This is a genomic window from Streptomyces sp. GbtcB6 (assembly GCF_019091475.1).
GTDB classification, from domain to species: domain Bacteria; phylum Actinomycetota; class Actinomycetes; order Streptomycetales; family Streptomycetaceae; genus Streptomyces; species Streptomyces hyaluromycini.
On the sequence record NZ_JAGXJL010000046.1, the window covers coordinates 19,237 to 38,379 of the forward strand.

A 19,143-nucleotide genomic window follows, 5' to 3' on the forward strand; every position below is an offset into this window, starting at 1 on the left:
CTGGTGTTACGGATGTGGGGGCGGCTGGGGGGCATCTCGCCTCGCGATTGAGCAGGCGTCAGCTCAGATGCCCGCGCCCGCGATGCCGCAGTTGGCACCGGACGATAGCAGCATCTCTCGTGCGCCTTTATCCCGGCCCTACCTCTCACGACGATTGTCCGGAGTTCTCGGACTTCTCGGACTTCTCGGGTTCGACGTAGAGGATCTTGGCCTTCATGTGGGCGCGGGTCTGTGCCGCGATCCACGTGAGCGTGGCGACCACGAGCGTGATGGCGAAGGCCCGGGGGTTGAACAACGTCGTGTTCTTGAACACGGCCATGAAGATGACCAGCAGCAGAAGCTGGGCCGCGTAGAGCATCAGGCCCATCATCTGGAAGAGCTGCGGCATGGATTTGGCCGTGCGCTGCAGGACATAGAGACCGATCCCCATGAAGAGGATCACGATCACCGTCCCGACGATCGCCCCGATCGCCCCCTTGCCGCCCGCGACCACGCCGCTGACGACGGCGGCGAGCACGCCGACGGCAGCCGTGGGTACGGCGGCCTGGGCCAGGATCCGGGCGTCATTGGACGGCATGGCGGCAACTCCGCTTTCACAGGGGGGCAGGTGTCGTCATGGACGAGCGTAGTCCCGGTCGGAGGGTCGAAGACCTCACGCTGACGGACCGTCGCAGTCGGGTCCTTCGACTCTGTCCGGGGTTCTCGTGAACCGTATCACAAACTATTTGATGAGGTCTTTACCTGGTAGGTGTGCTCGCTGTCACACATGAGAGTGAACCTGCGCGTCTGAGCGAAAACCGAGCCGTTGTGTCTGGTATTGGGGGGCTTTGGTCCCCCACGACTTGGCAATGCTCTAGTCAGATTCTTACCTTGGCGGCGTCAGCGAGACGTCTCGGAAGTGCGCCGGTCCAGGAAGCGCGAACGGGCTCCGATGGCGGTCGCGCCGTTGACCGAGGCCACTCCGGCGGACACCGGGGAGCGGTGCTCGTCGCTCGGCTTCTCCGGCTCCTCCAGCTCAACGGACTCCGCCGCCTGGACAGTTGCCGCCGCCGGCTCCTCGGCCGGCTGGACGGTCCCGCGACGCCGGTAGCGGGGCGGCACGATGGCCTGCGCCCACATCGGGGCACGCGGCGTGAACCGCGGCAGCAGGAGCAGCCCCAGGCCGACCGCGCTGAGGAACACCACACCGAGCACGATCCACATGGACGCGGAGTTCACGGAGTAGGCCAGCGCCCCGAAGCCGATCAGGGCCGCCCAGAAGTACATGATCAGCACGGCCCTGCTGTGCGAGTGGCCGACTTCCAGCAGCCGGTGGTGCAGGTGCCCGCGGTCCGCCGCGAACGGCGACTGGCCGCGCCAGGTGCGCCGCACGATCGCCAGCACCAGGTCGGCGGCCGGTACCGCGATGATGGTCAGCGGCAGCAGCAGCGGGATGTAGACCGGGACCATCTGGTGCACGGCGCTGCGCTCGGAACCGGCGTACAGGTTCATCGCGTCCGGGTCGACCTGGCCCGTGACGGAGATCGCACCGGCGGCCAGCACCAGTCCGATCAGCATCGAGCCGGAGTCGCCCATGAAGATCCGGGCGGGGTGCATGTTGTGCGGCAGGAAGCCCAGGCACATGCCCATGAGGATCGCCGAGAACAGCGTGGCCGGGGCGGCGGCCTCGATGCCGTACGAGTACCAGATCCGGTAGGTGTACATGAAGAACGCCGCTGCCGCGATGCACACCATGCCGGAGGCCAGGCCGTCCAGGCCGTCGACGAAGTTGACCGCGTTGATGGTGATGACGACCAGCGCCACCGTCAGCAGGGTGCCCTGCCACGGGGTCAGCGCCACCGTGCCGACACTCGGGATGGGCAGCCACAGGATCGTCAGACCCTGCATGACCATGACGCCCGCGGCGATCATCTGGCCGCCCAGCTTGATCAGGGCGTCGATCTCGAACTTGTCGTCCAGGACGCCGATCAGCCAGATCAGTGCCGCGCCGGAGAGCAGCGCCCGCGGTTCGTTCGACTTCCCGAAGACCTCATGGAGGTTGGTGAGGTGGTCCGCGACCAGCAGCCCCGCACACAGGCCGAAGAACATCGCGATCCCGCCGAGCCGCGGAGTGGGCTCCCGGTGCACGTCACGTGCCCGGATCTCCGGCATGGCCCCTGCCACGATCGCGAACTTCCGTACCGGCCCTGTCAGCAGGTACGTCACCGCGGCCGTGATGCAGAGCGTCAGCAGGTATTCACGCACAGGCTTCCCCACATGTCTCGCTGGCCATCACAGCCCCACACCCTAGCGAGGGACGCATATGTGTGGGGACTTCCGGGTAGCGACGATGGTTGCACGGGTGGCTGTGAACCGGGCGTACAACGGGTGTACGACGCTGCGCCTACCCCGTCTCACCCGGGGTACGGCGGAAATCTACCGGTGAGCTCACGCACCTCGTCACGCACCCTCCCCGCGTCCGTGACACCGCTCACCACGCCCGCCAGCAGCACCGCGATCCGGGCCATCTCCGTCTCCCCCATGCCCTGCGTTGTCACGGCGGCGGTGCCCAGCCGCAGCCCTCGCGCGTCACCGTGCGGCAGGGCACAGCAGTCGAGGACGATCCCGGCGGCCGCGAGCCGTCCCCGGGCGGCCTTCCCCTCGGCCCCGAGCGGCGCCGGGTCGACGGTGATCAGATGGGTGTCCGTGCCGCCCGTGGTGACGACCAGCCCCGCCTCCTCAAGGCCGGCCGCGAGAACCCTCGCATTGGCGACCACCTGATGGGCGTACGCGGTGAACGCCGGTGTTGCCGCCTCCCCGAACGCGACCGCCTTCGCGGCGATGGTGTGCATCTGCGCGCCGCCCTGCGTGAACGGGAACACCGCCCGGTCGAGCCGCTCGGCAAGCTCCGGCGAACCGCACAGCAGCATCCCGCCGCGCGGTCCGCGCAGCACCTTGTGTGTCGTCGCGCACACCACGTCGGCGTACGGCACCGGGTTCGGTGCCGCTCCGCCGGCGACGAGCCCGATGGGATGGGCGGCGTCGGCGATGAGGTAGGCGCCCACCTCGTCGGCGACCTCGCGGAAGAAGGCGTAGTCGATGTGCCGGGGATAGGCGATGGACCCGCACACGATCGCCTTGGGCCGGTGCGAGCGGGCCAGCGCCCGCACCTGGTCGTAGTCGATGTAGCCGCTCTCGGCGTCCACCCCGTACCCGACGAAGTCGAACCACCGGCCGGAGAAGTTGGCCGGCGAGCCGTGCGTGAGATGACCGCCGTAGGGCAGCCCCAGGGCGAGCACGGTGTCCCCGGGGCGCAGCAGGGCGGCGTACGCGGCCAGGACGGCCGACGACCCCGAGTGGGACTGCACATTGGCGTGCGCGGCGCCGAAGAGGGCCTTGGCCCGGTCCACGGCGAGCCGCTCGGCGACGTCCACGATCTCGCAGCCGCCGTGGTGCCGGGCGCCCGGATATCCCTCGGCGTACTTGTTGGCCAGCGGCGACCCCAGCGCGGCCAGCACGGCCGGGGAGGTGAAGTTCTCGGCGGCGATCAGCTGCAGCGACGTCGACTGCCGCGCCAGCTCCCCCAGCAGGATCTCGGCCAGCTCCGGGTCCTGCCGCCGTAGCAGATCGCCCTCTACGAGGGCAGAGGTGACCGACATGACGGGCTCCGGGCGGTCGACGGTGACGTATGACCAATGTAGGCCCGGTATGGGGTGGACGCGCGGTTTGTGCGTACGACCGTGGTGCCGGTGGTTTCGCTGCCGGAGGGGTGGTTGCGGCCGGTCGCGCGAGTGCGGGTGCGTGGGGGTTGCTCGCGCAGTTCCCCGCGCCCCTTACGGGGCGCCATCGCAACCGCCGTGGGCAGGCGTTCCGCAGGGCGATGGGGGGTCCCCCGCGCGAGCGAAGCCGAGCGTGGGGGAGGGTGGGCACGGCCTGCAGCGCCGGGTGCCGATGTGAGAGACGCGGACTTACATCCGCGCCGGGACACCGGTCAGTGCCGTGACCACCGGGTCCAGGGCCTCGTGTATCTCGTCGCCGATCGAGCGGAAGAACGGGAGCGGGGCGCCGTACGGGTCGTAGACCTCGTCCGCCTCCGCCGTGGGCGCCAGCAGCCACCCGCGTAGCGCCGCCGCCGCACGGACCAGCGCACGCGCCCGGACGACCACGCCTTCCGACGTCGGCGGCAGGGTCGCCGGGTCTATCGCGCGGACCAGCCGGGTGAACTCCTTCAGCGTGAAGGTGCGCAGGCCCGCCGAGTGGCCCATGGAGATGACCTGGGCCCGGTGGTCACGGGTGGCGGTCAGGACCAGGTCGGCCCGGATCACGTGCTCGTCGAGCAGTTCGCGGCCCACGAAGCCGGAGGCGTCCGCACCGAAGTCGGCGAGGACGGCCTCCGCGTTGGCTTCCATGGGCGCGCCCTCATGGCCCCAGGTGCCCGCGCTCTCCACGACCAGCCCGCCGCCGAGGAAGGCGCCGAGCCGGTCCGTCACGAGATGGCGGGTCAGCCGCTCGGTGATCGGCGAGCGGCACACGTTGCCGGTGCTGACGTGGAGGATGCGGAAGCTGTCGCGCGGCAGCCCCACGAACGTCGTCGTGATCTCCGCCGCGCTTTCCCCGTTGCCTATGCCACGCCCCGCGTCAGGGGCTGTCAATTCGCCACCTCAAGGTCGGGTACGACCTTCCGCAGCTCCTCCGCCGAGATCGCGCCCGCGCGCAGCAGCAACGGAACTTCGCGGGTGACGTCGACGATCGACGAGGGGACGTTGCCGGGGGTCGGGCCGCCGTCGAGGTACACGGAGACGGAGTCGCCGAGCATCTCCTGCGCGGCGTCACAGGTCTCCGGGGACGGGTGGCCGGTGAGGTTGGCGGAGGAGACGGCCATCGGGCCGACCTCGGTGAGCAGCTCGATGGCGACGGGGTGCAGGGGCATCCGGACGGCCACCGTGCCCCTGGTGTCGCCGAGGTCCCACTGCAGGGACGGCTGGTGCTTGGCGACCAGCGTGAGGGCGCCCGGCCAGAACGCGTCGACCAGCTCCCAGGCCATCTCGGAGAAGTCGGTGACGAGACCGTGGAGCGTGTTCGGGGAACCGATCAGCACCGGGGTGGGCATGTTGCGGCCCCGCCCCTTGGCGTCGAGGAGGTCGGCGACCGCCTCCGAGGTGAACGCGTCGGCGCCGATTCCGTACACCGTGTCGGTCGGCAGCACCACCAGTTCGCCCCGGCGGACGGCGGACGCGGCCTCGCGCAGACCCGTCACGCGGTCGGTCGCGTCGTTGGTGTCGTATCGCCGTGCCATGTCTAGCGGGCCTCCTCGTACACGAAATTCTGGACTTCGGAAAACACTGCCTGCGGGGTGCTCACGGCAGCGCCTTGCGGGCGGTCGCGAAGCGGGGGCGGTTGTTGAGGTCCGGATGGTCGGCCGCGTCGGCCCAGCCCCGCTCCTCGGTGAAGATCCACGGCACCTGGCCGCCCTGGGTGTCGGCGTGCTCGATGACGACGACACCGCCGGGGCGCAGCAGCCGGTGCGCGGTGCGTTCGATGCCCCGGATCAGGTCCAGGCCGTCCTCGCCGGAGAACAGGGCCAGCTCCGGGTCGTAGTCGCGGGCCTCGGGGGCGACGTACTCCCACTCGGTGAGCGGGATGTACGGAGGATTGGAGATGACCAGGTCGACATGGCCGTCGAGGTCGTGGAAGGCGTCCAGGGCGTTTCCCTGGCGCAGGTCGACCCTGGAGTCCGCCATGTTCTTGCGGGTCCACTGGAGCGCCTCCTCGGACAGCTCCACGGCGTGCACACGCGAGCGCGGGACCTCCTGGGCGAGGGCGAGCGCGATGGCGCCGGAACCGGTGCACAGGTCGACGATGCGGGGCTCGACCACGTCCATGGCGCGCACGGCGTCTATGGCCCAGCCGACCACGGACTCGGTCTCGGGGCGCGGCACGAACACGCCCGGCCCCACCTGGAGTTCGAGGTACCGGAAATAGGCCCGCCCGGTGATGTGCTGGAGCGGCTCACGCTGCTCCCGGCGGGCGATGACCTCCCAGTAGCGGGCGTCGAAGTCGGAGTCCTTGACGGAGTGCAGCGCGCCCCGCTTCACGCCGTGCACGAACGCGGCGAGCTCCTCCGCGTCGTTGCGCGGCGAGGGCACGCCGGCGTCGGCCAGCCGCTGGGTGGCCTGGGCCACCTCGGCGAGCAGCAGGTTCACGCTGGTCCTCCGTGTCGTAACTCGTCCGTGCGTACGTGCGTACGTGCCTTACGCGGCTGCGAGCTTGGCGGCCGAGTCCGCGTCGACGCAGGCCTGGATCACCGCGTCGAGGTCGCCGTCCAGGACCTGGTCCAGGTTGTACGCCTTGAAGCCCACGCGGTGGTCCGAGAGGCGATTCTCCGGGAAGTTGTACGTGCGGATCTTCTCGGAGCGGTCGACGGTGCGGACCTGGCTGCGGCGGGCGTCGGCGGCCTCCTTCTCCGCCTCCTCCTGCGCCGCGGCGAGCAGCCTGGAGCGCAGGATACGCAAGGCCTGCTCCTTGTTCTGCAGCTGGCTCTTCTCGTTCTGGCAGGAGGCGACGACTCCGGTGGGGATGTGCGTGATGCGCACGGCGGAGTCGGTGGTGTTGACGGACTGCCCGCCGGGCCCGGAGGACCGGTAGACGTCGATCCGGAGGTCGTTCGGGTTGATCTCGACGTCGACCTCCTCCGCCTCCGGCGTGACGAGCACACCGGCCGCCGAGGTGTGGATACGGCCCTGCGACTCGGTCGCCGGCACGCGCTGCACGCGGTGCACACCGCCCTCGTACTTCAGCCGCGCCCAGACACCCTGGCCGGGCTCGGTGGCGCCCTGGCCGCCCTTGGTCTTCACGGCGACCTGGACGTCCTTGTAGCCGCCGAGCTCGGACTCGGTGGAGTCGATGATCTCGGTCTTCCAGCCGACGCGCTCCGCGTACCGCAGATACATGCGCAGCAGGTCACCGGCGAACAGCGCGGACTCGTCGCCGCCGGCGCCGGCCTTGATCTCCAGGATGACGTCCTTGTCGTCGGACGGGTCCCTGGGTACGAGCAGCAGGCGCAGCTTCTCGGTGAGCTCGTCGCGCTGCTTGTCCAGCACCTTGACCTCGGCGGCGAAGTCGGGGTCGTCGGCGGCCAGTTCACGCGCGGTCTCGATGTCCTCGCCGGTCTGCTTCCAGGAGCGGAACGTGGCGACGATCGGGGTGAGTTCGGCGTAGCGCTTGTTCAGCTTGCGCGCGTTGGCCTGGTCGGCGTGGACCGACGGGTCGGCGAGCTTCTTCTCCAGGTCTGCGTGCTCGACGACGAGTTCCTCGACGGCCTCGAACATTTTTGGGCTCCTGATACTGCGTACGGAAGGGAAGGCGGGCGACCAAAAACGCCGGTCCCGGGCACGCCCTCGTCGGAGCGTGGCCGTGGACCGGCGAAATGGGGCTCGCTACTTCTTGGAGCCGGCAGCAGCCTTGCCGAAGCGGGCCTCGAAGCGGGCCACACGGCCACCGGTGTCGAGGATCTTCTGCTTGCCCGTGTAGAACGGGTGGCACTCGGAGCAGACCTCGGCACGGATGGTGCCGCTGGTGATCGTGCTACGGGTGGTGAACGACGCGCCACAGGTGCAGCTGACCTGCGTCTCGACGTACTCGGGGTGGATCTCGCGCTTCAAGGTGTCTCCTAGATATCGGGAGGGCGCCGGGTCGCCCACGCGGGCTTGCGGGGCGTGAACCGGGGCCGACGTACCAGTCTGCCAGGGCTGGACGCATACCCCAAAACCGGGGGCTTCGGTGATCTATTCCCTGCGGGTGCGCGGGGGCTTGTCGCGCAGTTCCCCGCGCCCCTGAAAAGCAGGTCAGCTGGTCCCACCTGTCTTTCAGGGGCGCGGGGAACTGCGCGATCAGCCCCCACTCACCGGCACCCTCACGACGACGTCACGACGCCCTTGGCCTGCCCCGTCGCCGTGCCCTTCGTGGCGGACGCCGGGATCGGCCGGTCGTTCTTCAGGGCCTTCCACACCAGCTTCGCCTTCGCCTCGGCCACGATCACCCGGTTCGGGTTCGCCGGGTCGTACTCGACCGGCATCGTCACCATGTGCATGTTCTTGGAGCTGATGGACTTCAGCCCGTTCGCGAAGCCGATCAGGGAGTCCACCGAGCCGATGTCGGAGTCGGTGGTGACCGTCTTCGTCGCGGTGTCGGCCAGGTCGTACAGCTTCTTGGGGCTGGTGAACACGCCCACCTGCTTGACCTGGTCGATCAGGGCCTTGACGAACGCCTGCTGGAGCTGGATGCGGCCCAGGTCGGAGCCGTCGCCGACGCCGTGCCTGGTGCGCACCAGGCCGAGGGCCTGCTTGCCGTTCAGCGTGTGCGTGCCGGCCTTGAGGTCGAGGTGGCTCTCCCGGTCGTCGATGTTCTTCGTCGTGGTGACCGTGACCCCGCCGAGCTCGTCGACGAGCTTCTGGAAGCCCGAGAAGTCGACCTCCAGGTAGTGGTCCATGCGGATGCCGGTGATCGATTCGACGGTCTTGACCGCACAGGCCGCGCCACCCGTGGAGTACGCGGAGTTGAACATCACGCCGGTCGCGGCGGAGTGGGTGGTGCCCTGCGCGTCGGTGCAGGAGGGGCGGTCGACCAGGGTGTCCCGGGGGACTGAGACCACGGCGGCCTTCTTGTGGCCCTTGTAGACGTGGATGATCATCGCCGTGTCGGAGCGTGCGCTGCCGTCGTCGGTGCCCCCGCCGAGCTTCTTGTTGGAGCCGGAGCGCGAGTCGGAGCCGAGTACCAGGATGTTCTCGGAGCCGTTGTCGACCTTGGTGGGCCGGTCGGTGCCGAGCGCCTGGTTGATGTCGACGGTCTTGAGGTTGCCGTTGAGCTTGAAGTAGAGGTAGCCGACGCCGGTGCCGCCGAGGACGAGGATGCCGGCCGCCGTCCAGGCCGTGACGAGCAGCGCCCTGCGGCCCGCCCCTCGGGGCTTGCGGTGGCTCGTGGCCTTCGCACCGGGCCCGGGTATGCCCGGACCGGGCGTGCTCTCGGCGGACATGGGCTCCTCTGTTCTCGTACGACTGCTCGGTTATCCCCTGCTTTCAGGGTCAGGCCCGGCGTACCCGGATCATCGGCACGTACCGGACCATCGTCGCTCCGCCTGGTCAGACGGCGAAACTCGGGAAAGGGTTGCACAACGCAGTGTGCCCACCGCGTAGCGCGATGGGCACACCGTGTCATCGGACAAGTGGGGTCGAACCCCGCTCACCAGGTATTTCAGCCGAAGATGTCGTACTGCTGGAAACCGGTACCGAGCGACTTCCTTGTGCCGAAGATCTCACTGGTCGCCTTGCCGGTGCCCGGGTAGAGGTACAGCGTGCCGCCGGTCGTCCGGGCCAGGAAGTCGGCCTTGCCGTCGCCGGTCAGGTCGCCGACCGCGGCGAGGGTGTTGAAGCCGGTCCAGGCGGAGCGGACCTTCACGCGGGCCGAGAAGAGGCCGGTGCCGGACTTGCCGGTGCCCTTGTAGAGGTACAGGTCGCCGCCGCTGCTCTTGCGGGCCAGCAGGTCGGCCTTGCCGTCGCCGTTGAAGTCGCCGACGCCGCGCAGCTGGTTGTACTGGCTCCAGCCGCCGCCGATGCGGACGCGGGCGGCGAAGGTACCGTCGCCCTTGCCCGGGTACAGCCACAGCACGCCGCCGGAGTCCTCGGAGAGCACGTCGGGCAGGTAGTCGCCGGTGAGGTCACCGGGGATGACGATGGCCTTGCGGGTCTTCCAGTTGGTGAAGATCTTCGTCGTGGTCCAGGAGCCGTCGGTCTGGTCGCTGTTCAGCACGAAGTGCAACCAGTAGACGTCACCGCTGGAGGCCACCCGGAAGACGAAGTCCTGGTAGCCGTCGCGATCGAGGTCGGCCTGGAGGATGACGTTGACACCGCTGAAGTCGCCCCAGGAGACGCGGGAGGCGAGCGAGGTGCCCTTGGAGTCCAGCTCGTAACCGACCTTGGTCGATGACTTGCGGGCGAACAGGTCGGCCTTGCCGTCGGTGTAGCTCAGGTTGGTGTCGGCGATCTGCGCGTAGGCGGCACCGACGTAGGTGCTGACCTTCGTGAAGACGCTGTAGGCGCCCTTGGCGACACAGTTCTCGACGCCCCAGGAGACCACGCCGACGATCCGGCCGCCGACGACCAGCGGGCCGCCGGAGTCGCCGTTGCAGGCCGAGGTGGTGCCGGTGTCGGAACCGGTGGCGGCCTTGCCGGCGCAGACCATGTGGCCCTTGACGTAGTCGCTGCCGTAGCCGCCCGTGCAGGTGGTGTCGGACTGGATGGGCAGCGTGGCCGTCTTCAGGGTCTCGGAGATGTCGTCGGAGGTGGAGCTGGTGCGGCCCCAGCCGTAGACCTTGGCGCTGGTGTTCGCCTTGTAGGAGGCCGTGTCGGTGTTGGTCGTCAGCCGGATCGGCGTGGCCTTGACCGGGGCGCCCAGGGTGAGCACGGCGACGTCGTTGTTGGGGACGCCCCTGCTCGACACGGTGTACGACGGGTGGTTCCACTGGCGCAGGACGGCGGAGACGGTGCCGCCGTGCAGGTTGTCACTGCCGTCGCTGTTGGTGGTGGGCAGCGAGGCGGTGCCCGTGATGACCACGGACCTGGTGGTGCTCCACTTGAAGCCCTTGACGCAGTGTGCGGCAGTGAGGATCTTCGTGGGCGAGATCACCGAGCCACCGCAGAAGAAGGCGACGTCGTCGCTGGTGCTGGTGGTGCCCTTGGTGTCGTCGTACCAGAGTTGGGCCATCCAGGGCGCCGAGGAGATGGTGGTCGTTCCGCCACCGATGATCTTCGGCGAGACGGCGGAACCGCTGCTCGACGTCTTCGTCGTGGTGGTCTTGCCGTTGACGGCGGCGACGGCGTCGGCGGCGCGCTGCTTCAGCGTGGCCTGCGACGTCGTGCTGACGGCCGGCTTGACCGTGGGCACCGGCTGGGTGGTCGCGCTGGCGGAGGTCGAGATCAGTGCGGCCGTGACGGCGGCGGCGATGCCGGCCGCGGCCACGGGCAGGGCGAAACGTATCCGGCGTCTGTGGCGACCGCTCCCGGACGTGGCTGTACCCACCTAAGTCCCCCCTCGGGCTCAGAAGTTCGTGATTCGGTCAACTGACCGAAGGGCGTGATCGTACATCGGAGAAAGAAACGCAAAGGGCCGCCCCCCGCGGGACGCAGGGGGCGGCGCTTTGCTCTGTTCCGGGAAGATCGGGGCTACACGTCCGTGAAGACGTCGCTCACCGAGCGGACATGCCGAACCGCAGCCCGGCAGCCGGGAGGCCACCCGTGCCCGGTGCGTAGGTGATGACCGGCTGTGCGGTGCCTCCGGTCACGTTCGCCCACGGCATCGCGTAGAGGGAGCCGTAGGCGCCCGGTCCGAAGGGCATGCCGATGTAGAGGTTGGCCCGCGTGCCGTACAGACTGGTGCCCGCCGCCTGCGCGGCGGTCGGGGTTCCGGGCATGCCGGAGCTGTTGCCGGCCTCGCCCCATCGGTCGGCGGCACCCGGCGCGCTGTACAGACCGAAGACCTGCACCGCACCGGCGTCGGCGACCGTGCCGATGTCCTCGCCCGGCACACCGACGGCCATCACCAGACTCGCGTCGGTCGCGACCGTCCCGGGATCCCGGTTGACGAGGGCAACCTGGGCGCCCATGCGGTCACCGGCCTCGGGTGCTCCGGTGACGTCGTCCGGCGACTGGTCGTAGCCCGTGTTGACCTCCGAGATCCCGAAACTCTTCGTCACCCTGACGACGACGGCACGTCCGGGCGTCGGCCTTGGCCGCCCCTCCGTAGGTGAGGTCCTCCCCCGGGACACCGATGGCGATGTACGTGGTCCGCAGGGGCCACGGCAGGCCCCGGTAGACCAGAGCCTGGGTGGCCGCGACCGACGCACCGAACTGGTCCCCCGCCTCGGCCTGATCACTCACGTACGGGCTGGCCTCGTCGACGGACCCCACGTGGGCCGGGACGCCGCTGTCGTTGAGTTCATGGGTCATCACGTCGACCTGACCCGCCACCACCTCGGTTGCGTTCGGGCCCGGGCCCGGCACGACGCCCTCGCCCCGTATACCGACCACCACGTACTCAGGGCTCGCGGCCACGGATGAACCGAACTTGCCACCCGCCTCCAGCGTTCCCGCCACCCCCGAACTGCCCTGGACCAGCGTCCGGTTGACGCTGCCGCGCAGATAGAAGACGGCGCCTGTGTCCGCCTTGCCGTCGATGTCCTCACCGGGGACTCCGATGACCAGGTACGGCTCCTGATCGATCGTCAGGCCGGCGGCCACGGCGGCGCCCATGCGGTCCCCGGATTCCGAGGACGCGGCGAGGATGCCCTCGGAGCCCGTGCCCTGTTCGAGGTGGAGTGCCGCCTTGCCGGTACCGAGGCCGCCGGAGGCTCCGTACAGCACGTCCACGGTGCCGGCGTCCGTCGCGCTGCCGACGTCCTCGCGGGACGTGCCGACGACCAGGTCGGTGCAGCCGTCCTTGTCGTAGTCGGCGGTGGCGAGGGAGTCGCCGAAGTAGTCGTTCGGCTCGGCGTCGCCGGGCACCGAGGCGAGGTCCTGGTTCAGCTCGGCCGTGCCCTTGCCGCCGCCGTAGACGACCCGTACGAGGCCGGCCTTGGCGTCACCGCCGACGGTCGCCTCGGGGTCGGCGACGGCCATGTCCTCCTTCTTGTCGCAGTTGAAGTCGCTGCCGGTCGTCGCAGGCTGAACGGTGGCGCCGAGCGCCTGGGCGACGTCGATGCGGGGCGTGTCGGCGCCCGTGTAGGAGACGGTCTTTCCGCTGCTCTCGAGCCGCGACTCCAGGTTCGCGACGCTGTCGTTCGGGAACGCCTGCCGCAGAATGGCGAGGGCGCCGGCCACATGCGGCGCGGCCATGGAGGTGCCGCTCTTCGAGGCGTACCCGTCACCCGGAACCGAGGAGACGATGCTGGTACCGGGGGCGAGGAGGTCCAGCAGCGGGCCGCGGTTGGTGAACGCGGACAGCTGGTCGTCGTCGGTGGTGGCGCCGACCGTGACCGCGGAGGCGACACAGCCGGGGGCGCTCACCGCGTCGGTGTACCCGTCGTTGCCGGCCGCGACCACGGTGGCGACGCCGGCGGCGAGCAGGTTGTCGATGGCCGGCTTGCGCGCGTCGTTCTCGCAGGCGGTTGCGTACCGGCCGGCGCCCAGGCTCAGGTTCGCGGCCACCACCGGCGTCCCGGACTGCCGCAGTTGGAGCACCTTCTCCAGAGCGGCCAGCTGGGCACTGGTGAAGCTGAGCACGCAGGGTGCGGCGCCGGGGCCGCAGACGTCCTCGGAGTCGAACTTGCTGAACACCTGGAGGGCGATGATGTTCGCACCGGGGGCGACACCCCGCTTCGGGGCTCCGGTGATGCCCTCGCCGTTGCCGGCGACGATGCCGGCCACGTGGGTCCCGTGGTCGCACTCGGCGATGGTCGCGCAGGGGCCGGTCCCGGAGTCGGCCGTGCCCGTCCCCTCCTGGTGATCGGTCCCGTCGGGGCACAGGCTGGTGGCGGTGAGGTCGGGGTCGATCGGCGAGAAGCACGCCTCGGAGATGACCCGGTCCTTGAGGAACGGGTGGTGGGTCGCGACCCCCGTGTCCAGGACGGCCACCACACTGCCCGCGCCGGTCATGCCCTGAGCGGAGGCCTGGTCGGCACCGATGACGGGAACGCTCTCGTCCAGCGACGGCGGCACCGGGACGTCCTCGGTGACGCTGACCACGCCCGGCTGGGCGGACAGCCGGTCCAGCCCGCTCCGGTCGACCTTGAGGGTGACGACCGGCATGGTCTCGAACGACTGCACCGTCTCACCGGCCGACGCCGCGGCGGAGAGGTCCGTGCGGTTCTCGGTGACGACGTTGACGCGAACGGTGCCGCCGACCGCCCCCGTGGAGCCGCTGCCGATCGACGAGTCCGCGCCCGACGGCACCGCACTGACGCCGGACGCCTCCGGGACACCGCAAGAGGCGACACTGAGCGCGATCGAGAAGTGTGAGGGCCGTCTCCACTCCAAGCGCATCACCAAGGCGCTCAGCGGCCTGACGGATCCGCCCCCGGCCAGGTCAGGACGGTTCTGAACGATCTCGGCTACATCGACGAACGCATCCACGGCCTCCAGCGGTCCGGCAGGACCACGCGGTTCTACGTCGACCTGCGGGTCATGGGAGGCTCGCTGTGCCTGGACGGCTCGGCGACCGGCACAACCACCGTCGTCACAGCGTTCGCGGCTCCCGCGACCGGCCCCTTCACGTCGGCAAAGCGGAGGTAAAAACCCCGGATTCGTGTGACCGGCATCACTAGAAAAAAGGGGGCTGTGGTGCCCCAACCGCATCGCCGGGTTCGACGCAGACCGCCCGGCCCCACCGGAACACCGGACACACAAGGCGCAGGGCCGCCCCCGAAGGGACGGCCCTGCGCCTTGTTCTTACGACAGCTCTCGGGCGAACCCTCAGTCGCCGTTACCGGGCGTCGGCGTCGTCTTCTGGATCTGCATCAGGAATTCGGCGTTCGACTTCGTCTGCTTCATCTTGTCGAGGAGCAGTTCGACCGCCTGCTGCTGGTCGAGGGCGTGCAGCACCCGGCGCAGCTTCCAGACGATGGCAAGCTCGTCGCTGGCGAGCAGGATCTCTTCCTTACGGGTGCCGGACGCGTCGACGTCCACCGCCGGGAAGATGCGCTTGTCGGCGAGCTTCCGGTCGAGCTTGAGCTCGGCGTTGCCCGTGCCCTTGAACTCCTCGAAGATCACCTCGTCCATGCGGGACCCGGTGTCCACCAGGGCGGTGGCGAGGATGGTCAGCGAGCCGCCGTCCTCGATGTTGCGGGCCGCACCGAAGAAGCGCTTCGGCGGGTACAGGGCGGTCGAGTCGACACCACCGGACAGGATGCGGCCGGAGGCCGGCGCCGCGAGGTTGTACGCACGGCCCAGACGCGTGATCGAGTCGAGCAGCACGACGACGTCGTGGCCCAGCTCCACCAGGCGCTTGGCGCGCTCGATCGCCAGCTCGGCGACCGTGGTGTGGTCCTCGGCCGGACGGTCGAAGGTCGAGGAGATGACCTCGCCCTTGACCGACCGCTGCATGTCCGTGACCTCTTCCGGACGCTCGTCGACAAGGACGACCATCAGGTGGCACTCGGGGTTGTTGTGCGTGATCGCGTTGGCGATCGCCTGCATGATCATGGTCTTGCCGGTCTTCGGCGGGGCCACGATCAGACCGCGCTGGCCCTTACCGATCGGCGCGACGAGGTCGATGATGCGGGTGGTCAGCACGCCCGGGTCGGTCTCCAGACGGAGCCGGTCCTGCGGGTACAGCGGCGTCAGCTTGTTGAACTCCGGGCGGCCACGGCCCTGTTCGGGCGCCATGCCGTTGACGGAGTCGAGGCGGACCAGCGCGTTGAACTTCTCGCGGCGCTCGCCCTCCTTCGGCTGGCGGACCGCACCGGTGACGTGGTCACCCTTGCGCAGACCGCTCTTGCGGACCTGCGCGAGGGAGACGTACACGTCGTTCGGACCGGGCAGGTAGCCGGAGGTCCGGATGAACGCGTAGTTGTCGAGGATGTCGAGGATGCCCGCGACGGGGATCAGGACGTCGTCCTCGGCGAGCTGCGGCTCGGAACCGCCGATCTCGTCACGGCCACGACGGCCACGACGGTCCCGGTAACGGCCGCGACGGCCACGGCGGTCACCGAAGTCGTCGTCGTCCTGCGGGCCGGCGTTGCGGTCCTGGCGGCCGCCGCCCTGCTGCTGAGGCTGCTGCGGCTGACGGTCCTGGCGGTCCTGCTGCCGGTCCTGGCGGCCGCCCTGGCCGCCGCCCTGCTGCTCGTCGCCCTTGTTGCGCCGGTCGCGGTCACGGCCGCGACGGTCACGGCGGCCACGGCCCTCGTCACCGGCGTCGGCCCTGGCCTCGCCCTGCTGCTGGGGCTGCGCGGGCGTCTCGGCCTTCGGCTCGGTCTTCGCCTCGGCGGCGATGGTCTCGGCGCCGGTGGCGGTGGGGCTGCCGGCCTCGGCGGTGGCCCGGCGACGGCGGCGCTCGGCCGGGGCGTCGTCCCCGCCGCGCTCGGCCTCGCCGGTGCGGGAGGTACCGCCGGCCGGCTGGCCGGGGATCTCGATCTGCTGCTGGGCCACGGCCTTCTCGGCGGGGACCTCGGCGGCCTGCTCCGCCTTCTTCTCGGCGGCCTCCTCGCCCGTACGGGCCTTGGAGGTGGCCCGGCGCTTCGGCTTGGTCTCGGTGGCGGTCTCGGCCTTGGCGGGGGCTCCCCCACCGGCCTGCGCCTCCTTGATGACCTCGATCAGCTGGCTCTTGCGCATGCGCGCGGTGCCCCTGATGCCGAGGCCGGATGCGACCTGCTGAAGCTCGGCCAGCACCATGCCCTCGAGGCCGGTACCGCGGCGCCGCCGGGAGCCGGCACCGGAGGCAGGCGCGGAGGCGTCCGTGGCGGGCGCGGCAGCGGTCTCCTCGACACGTGCGCCCATCAGATCGGTGGTGTCGCTCACGAAGGGTCCTTCCCTGGAGCGGACGTCGGCCTGTCTGGCTCGGCGACCGGTTGTGCTGTCCGGCTTCGGTCCTTGCTGTGTGGACCGTGCCGGGGCGGTGGTCCGCCTAAGCGGCGGAGAGAATTTCTGATGACGGCGCTTCCTCAGCCGTGGCACCCGGTGTCACGAGGCGTGGTAGCACCCATTCCGGAGCGTGCCCAGCGGCCCGCTCAGTGCCCGGGTACGGCGTACTGCCCAGGTACGTCATACAGAACGCTGAGTGGCTTGGGAGACTCCCGGAAGAATGTCCGTCCCCGACGGGGACACGATGCACCTCGCCATGGTGGGGTCGGGTGCAGACTTGAGGTTAACACTACCGGATCCAACAAACATTCCCCCTCTCCAAATCCGGCAATCGTGCGCGTCACATGTCGCTGGAAGTGTCATTGGCGGGCGCGAGCGGCAGCACACTCGCTCCCTGGACGTCGAGGTTCAACCGGTTGGCGGCCCAGCCCGCACCGGCCAGGGCCTGCACCTTGTCGGCGCTGCCGGCGTCGGCGAGCGCCATCACGGTGGGTCCGGCACCGGAGATCACGGCCGGGATGCCGTCGGCGCGCAGCCGCTCCACCAGGGCGGCGCTCTCCGGCATCGCGGGGGCGCGGTACTCCTGGTGCAGACGGTCCTCGGTGGCGGGCAGCAGCAGCTCGGGGCGCCGGGTGAGGGCCTCGACGAGCAGGGCGGCACGGCCCGCGTTGGCGGCGGCGTCGACGTGCGGCACGGTGCGCGGAAGCAGTCCGCGCGCGGTCTCGGTGAGGACCGGCTTCCCGGGCACGAAAACCACCGGAACGATGGAATCCTTGGGCTCCATCCTGATCGCCCGGGCGGCGCCGGACTCCATCCAGGAAAGGGTGAAACCGCCGAGCAGACAGGCCGCCACGTTGTCGGGGTGGCCCTCGATCTCGGTCGCGAGCTCCAGCAGGGCCGCGTCGTCGAGTCTGCCCTCGCCGCCTATGGTCACCGCACGGGCGGCGACGATGCCGGCGCAGATGGCGGCGGAGGAGGAGCCGAGACCACGGCCGTGCGGGATGCGGTTGGCGCACACGATCTCCAGGCCGCGGGGCTGTCCGCCCAGCAGGTCGAAGGCGGTGCGCAGGGAGCGGACGAGGAGATGGCTCTCGTCACGCGGCAGCGTCTCGCTGCCCTCCCCCGCGATGTCGATGTGCAGCCCTGAGTCGGCCACCCGGACGACGACGTCGTCGTAGAGCCCCAGCGCGAGGCCCAGGGCGTCGAAGCCCGGGCCGAGGTTGGCGCTGGTGGCGGGGACGCGCACCCGGACGGCGGCGGCGCGGAACGCTGGACCGGCCATCGCTCGATGACTCTCCTTGAGCTGCGTGATGGTCGAATGACATTCGATAGGTACCTGAGGGACCCTCGGGCCGTGGAGACGGCGCGGCACCGCGCCATATGCGGAGGCATATGCAGCGGGCGGGTTCGGTACAGCCTATCGAAGGAAGGTTCTGTGGCGACATAGGGCGCACAGGAGGCGCACGATGCGTGTCGTAAGCCCCCTGTGCCCCCTCCTTAGGGAGTTCCCTGTCCGGGACGCCCTCCGGTGATTCTCTAGGCGAGGCCGAGACGGTCCGCCGCGGCGGCCGCGTCGACCGGCACGGTGACCGGCTGCGGGGCGCCGGCGACGGCCCAGTCGGGGTCCTTCAGGCCGTTGCCGGTGACCGTGCAGACGATGCGCTGGCCGGGGTCGACCTTGCCCTGCTCGGCGGCCTTCAGCAGACCGGCGACGGAGGCGGCGGAGGCGGGCTCCACGAAGACACCCTCCTGAGCGGCCAACAGCCGGTAGGCGCGCAGGATCTCACGGTCCGTCACCTCGTCGATGAAGCCGCCGGACTCGTCCCGGGCCGCGAGCGCGAACTGCCAGGAGGCGGGGTTGCCGATGCGGATCGCGGTGGCGATGGTCGAGGGGTCCTTGACGATCTCGCCGCGCACGATCGGGGCGCTGCCGGAGGCCTGGAAACCCCACATCCGGGGCGTCCCGGTGGAGATGCCGTCGGCGGCGTACTCCTTGTACCCCTTCCAGTACGCGGTGATGTTGCCCGCGTTGCCGACCGGCAGGACGTGGATGTCGGGTGCGTCGCCGAGCATGTCCACGATCTCGAAGGAGGCCGTCTTCTGGCCCTCGATGCGCACCGGGTTGACCGAATTGACCAGCGCCACCGGGTAGTTCTCGCTCAGCTTGCGGGCGAGGGTGAGGCAGTCGTCGAAGTTGCCGTCGACCTGGAGGATCTTCGCGCCGTGCACGAGGGCCTGGCCCATCTTGCCGAGCGCGATCTTGCCCCGCGGCACGAGCACGGCGGAGACCATCCCGGCGCGCACGGCGTACGCGGCGGCGGAGGCCGAGGTGTTGCCGGTGGAGGCGCAGATGACCGCCTGCGCGCCCTCCTCCTTGGCCTTGCTGATGGCCATGGTCATCCCGCGGTCCTTGAAGGACCCGGTCGGGTTGGCGCCCTCCACCTTGAGGTGGACCTCGCAGCCCGTGCGCTCGGAGAGCACCTGCGCGGGCACGAGGGGCGTGCCGCCCTCGCGGAGCGTCACGACCGGCGTGGTGTCGGACACCGGGAGTCGGTCCCGGTACTCCTCGATGATTCCGCGCCACTGGTGGGTCATTGCT

Annotated in this window: 16 protein-coding genes; 1 reads left to right on the forward strand and 15 read right to left on the reverse strand. The window is 69.9% G+C overall.

Going from position 1 to position 19,143, the window contains the following annotated elements; translation table 11 throughout:
- Window positions 1-145: 145 nt before the first annotated feature.
- From KVT45_RS43670 to KVT45_RS43725, 12 genes are all read right to left on the reverse strand, one after another.
- A complete protein-coding gene (locus tag KVT45_RS43670; protein ID WP_217555089.1) occupies window positions 146-577 on the reverse strand; it encodes a TspO/MBR family protein in 432 nt (143 codons plus the stop codon).
- Window positions 578-879: 302 nt separating this feature from the next.
- A complete protein-coding gene (locus KVT45_RS43675; protein ID WP_217555090.1) occupies window positions 880-2,244 on the reverse strand; it encodes an MraY family glycosyltransferase in 1,365 nt (454 codons plus the stop codon).
- A gap of 149 nt (window positions 2,245-2,393) precedes the next feature.
- The gene (gene glyA / locus KVT45_RS43680) at window positions 2,394-3,638 is read right to left on the reverse strand and encodes a serine hydroxymethyltransferase (RefSeq protein WP_217555091.1); all 1,245 of its coding nucleotides are present in this window, start codon (window positions 3,636-3,638) and stop codon (window positions 2,394-2,396) included.
- A 309-nt stretch (window positions 3,639-3,947) separates the two neighbouring features.
- On the reverse strand, window positions 3,948-4,631 hold the full coding sequence (locus tag KVT45_RS43685; protein WP_089098762.1) for a protein-tyrosine-phosphatase: 684 nt from the start codon (window positions 4,629-4,631) through the stop codon (window positions 3,948-3,950).
- On the reverse strand, window positions 4,628-5,275 hold the full coding sequence (locus KVT45_RS43690) for an L-threonylcarbamoyladenylate synthase (protein ID WP_217555092.1): 648 nt from the start codon (window positions 5,273-5,275) through the stop codon (window positions 4,628-4,630). Before KVT45_RS43690 ends, KVT45_RS43685 begins: the two co-directional genes overlap by 4 nt.
- A gap of 61 nt (window positions 5,276-5,336) precedes the next feature.
- Complete coding sequence (gene prmC, locus KVT45_RS43695; RefSeq protein ID WP_217555093.1) at window positions 5,337-6,182, reverse strand: peptide chain release factor N(5)-glutamine methyltransferase; 846 nt, start codon at window positions 6,180-6,182, stop codon at window positions 5,337-5,339.
- Between the two features lie 48 nt (window positions 6,183-6,230).
- Window positions 6,231-7,307 (reverse strand): peptide chain release factor 1, encoded by a 1,077-nt coding sequence (gene prfA / locus KVT45_RS43700; RefSeq protein WP_217555094.1) that lies wholly within the window; start codon window positions 7,305-7,307, stop codon window positions 6,231-6,233.
- Window positions 7,308-7,415: 108 nt separating this feature from the next.
- Entirely contained in the window at window positions 7,416-7,640 is a 225-nt protein-coding gene (gene rpmE / locus KVT45_RS43705; RefSeq protein ID WP_030049623.1) for a 50S ribosomal protein L31, read from the reverse strand.
- A gap of 251 nt (window positions 7,641-7,891) precedes the next feature.
- On the reverse strand, window positions 7,892-9,010 hold the full coding sequence (locus tag KVT45_RS43710) for an LCP family protein (protein ID WP_217555095.1): 1,119 nt from the start codon (window positions 9,008-9,010) through the stop codon (window positions 7,892-7,894).
- Window positions 9,011-9,228: 218 nt separating this feature from the next.
- Window positions 9,229-11,052 carry a trypsin-like serine protease gene (locus KVT45_RS43715; RefSeq protein WP_308311041.1) on the reverse strand — a complete coding sequence of 608 codons (1,824 nt, stop codon included), beginning with the start codon at window positions 11,050-11,052 and terminating at the stop codon, window positions 9,229-9,231.
- Window positions 11,053-11,218: 166 nt separating this feature from the next.
- On the reverse strand, window positions 11,219-11,725 hold the full coding sequence (locus KVT45_RS43720) for a hypothetical protein (protein WP_217555096.1): 507 nt from the start codon (window positions 11,723-11,725) through the stop codon (window positions 11,219-11,221).
- On the reverse strand, window positions 11,640-13,793 hold the full coding sequence (locus tag KVT45_RS43725; protein ID WP_308311042.1) for a S8 family serine peptidase: 2,154 nt from the start codon (window positions 13,791-13,793) through the stop codon (window positions 11,640-11,642). The genes KVT45_RS43720 and KVT45_RS43725 overlap by 86 nt, the downstream gene beginning before the upstream one ends.
- On the opposite strand from KVT45_RS43725, the gene KVT45_RS56950 reads away from it, so the two are divergent.
- On the forward strand, window positions 13,774-14,067 hold the full coding sequence (locus tag KVT45_RS56950; RefSeq protein WP_254648217.1) for a hypothetical protein: 294 nt from the start codon (window positions 13,774-13,776) through the stop codon (window positions 14,065-14,067). The two genes, KVT45_RS43725 and KVT45_RS56950, sit on opposite strands and share 20 nt — an antisense overlap.
- Before the next feature lie 371 nt (window positions 14,068-14,438).
- Here the strand turns inward: KVT45_RS56950 and rho are convergent, their stop codons facing one another.
- The 3 genes from rho to thrC all read right to left on the reverse strand — a co-directional run bounded on the left by rho (window position 14,439) and on the right by thrC (window position 19,139).
- Window positions 14,439-16,481 (reverse strand): transcription termination factor Rho, encoded by a 2,043-nt coding sequence (rho, locus tag KVT45_RS43730; RefSeq protein WP_217555098.1) that lies wholly within the window; start codon window positions 16,479-16,481, stop codon window positions 14,439-14,441.
- Between the two features lie 403 nt (window positions 16,482-16,884).
- Window positions 16,885-17,826 carry a homoserine kinase gene (thrB, locus tag KVT45_RS43735; RefSeq protein ID WP_217555100.1) on the reverse strand — a complete coding sequence of 314 codons (942 nt, stop codon included), beginning with the start codon at window positions 17,824-17,826 and terminating at the stop codon, window positions 16,885-16,887.
- A gap of 254 nt (window positions 17,827-18,080) precedes the next feature.
- The gene (gene thrC / locus KVT45_RS43740) at window positions 18,081-19,139 is read right to left on the reverse strand and encodes a threonine synthase (protein ID WP_217555101.1); all 1,059 of its coding nucleotides are present in this window, start codon (window positions 19,137-19,139) and stop codon (window positions 18,081-18,083) included.
- Window positions 19,140-19,143: the final 4 nt, after the last annotated feature.

Excerpts from the sequence above, each read along its gene's own strand:
- prfA (WP_217555094.1), bottom strand. The coding sequence starts at position 7,307 with ATGTTCGAGGCCGTCGAGGAACTCGTCGTCGAGCACGCAGACCTGGAG.
- thrB (WP_217555100.1), bottom strand. The coding sequence starts at position 17,826 with ATGGCCGGTCCAGCGTTCCGCGCCGCCGCCGTCCGGGTGCGCGTCCCC.
- KVT45_RS43670 (WP_217555089.1), bottom strand. The coding sequence starts at position 577 with ATGCCGTCCAATGACGCCCGGATCCTGGCCCAGGCCGCCGTACCCACG.
- glyA (WP_217555091.1), bottom strand. The coding sequence starts at position 3,638 with ATGTCGGTCACCTCTGCCCTCGTAGAGGGCGATCTGCTACGGCGGCAG.
- KVT45_RS43690 (WP_217555092.1), bottom strand. The coding sequence starts at position 5,275 with ATGGCACGGCGATACGACACCAACGACGCGACCGACCGCGTGACGGGT.
- KVT45_RS56950 (WP_254648217.1), top strand. The coding sequence starts at position 13,774 with ATGGTCTCGAACGACTGCACCGTCTCACCGGCCGACGCCGCGGCGGAG.
- KVT45_RS43710 (WP_217555095.1), bottom strand. The coding sequence starts at position 9,010 with ATGTCCGCCGAGAGCACGCCCGGTCCGGGCATACCCGGGCCCGGTGCG.
- thrC (WP_217555101.1), bottom strand. The coding sequence starts at position 19,139 with ATGACCCACCAGTGGCGCGGAATCATCGAGGAGTACCGGGACCGACTC.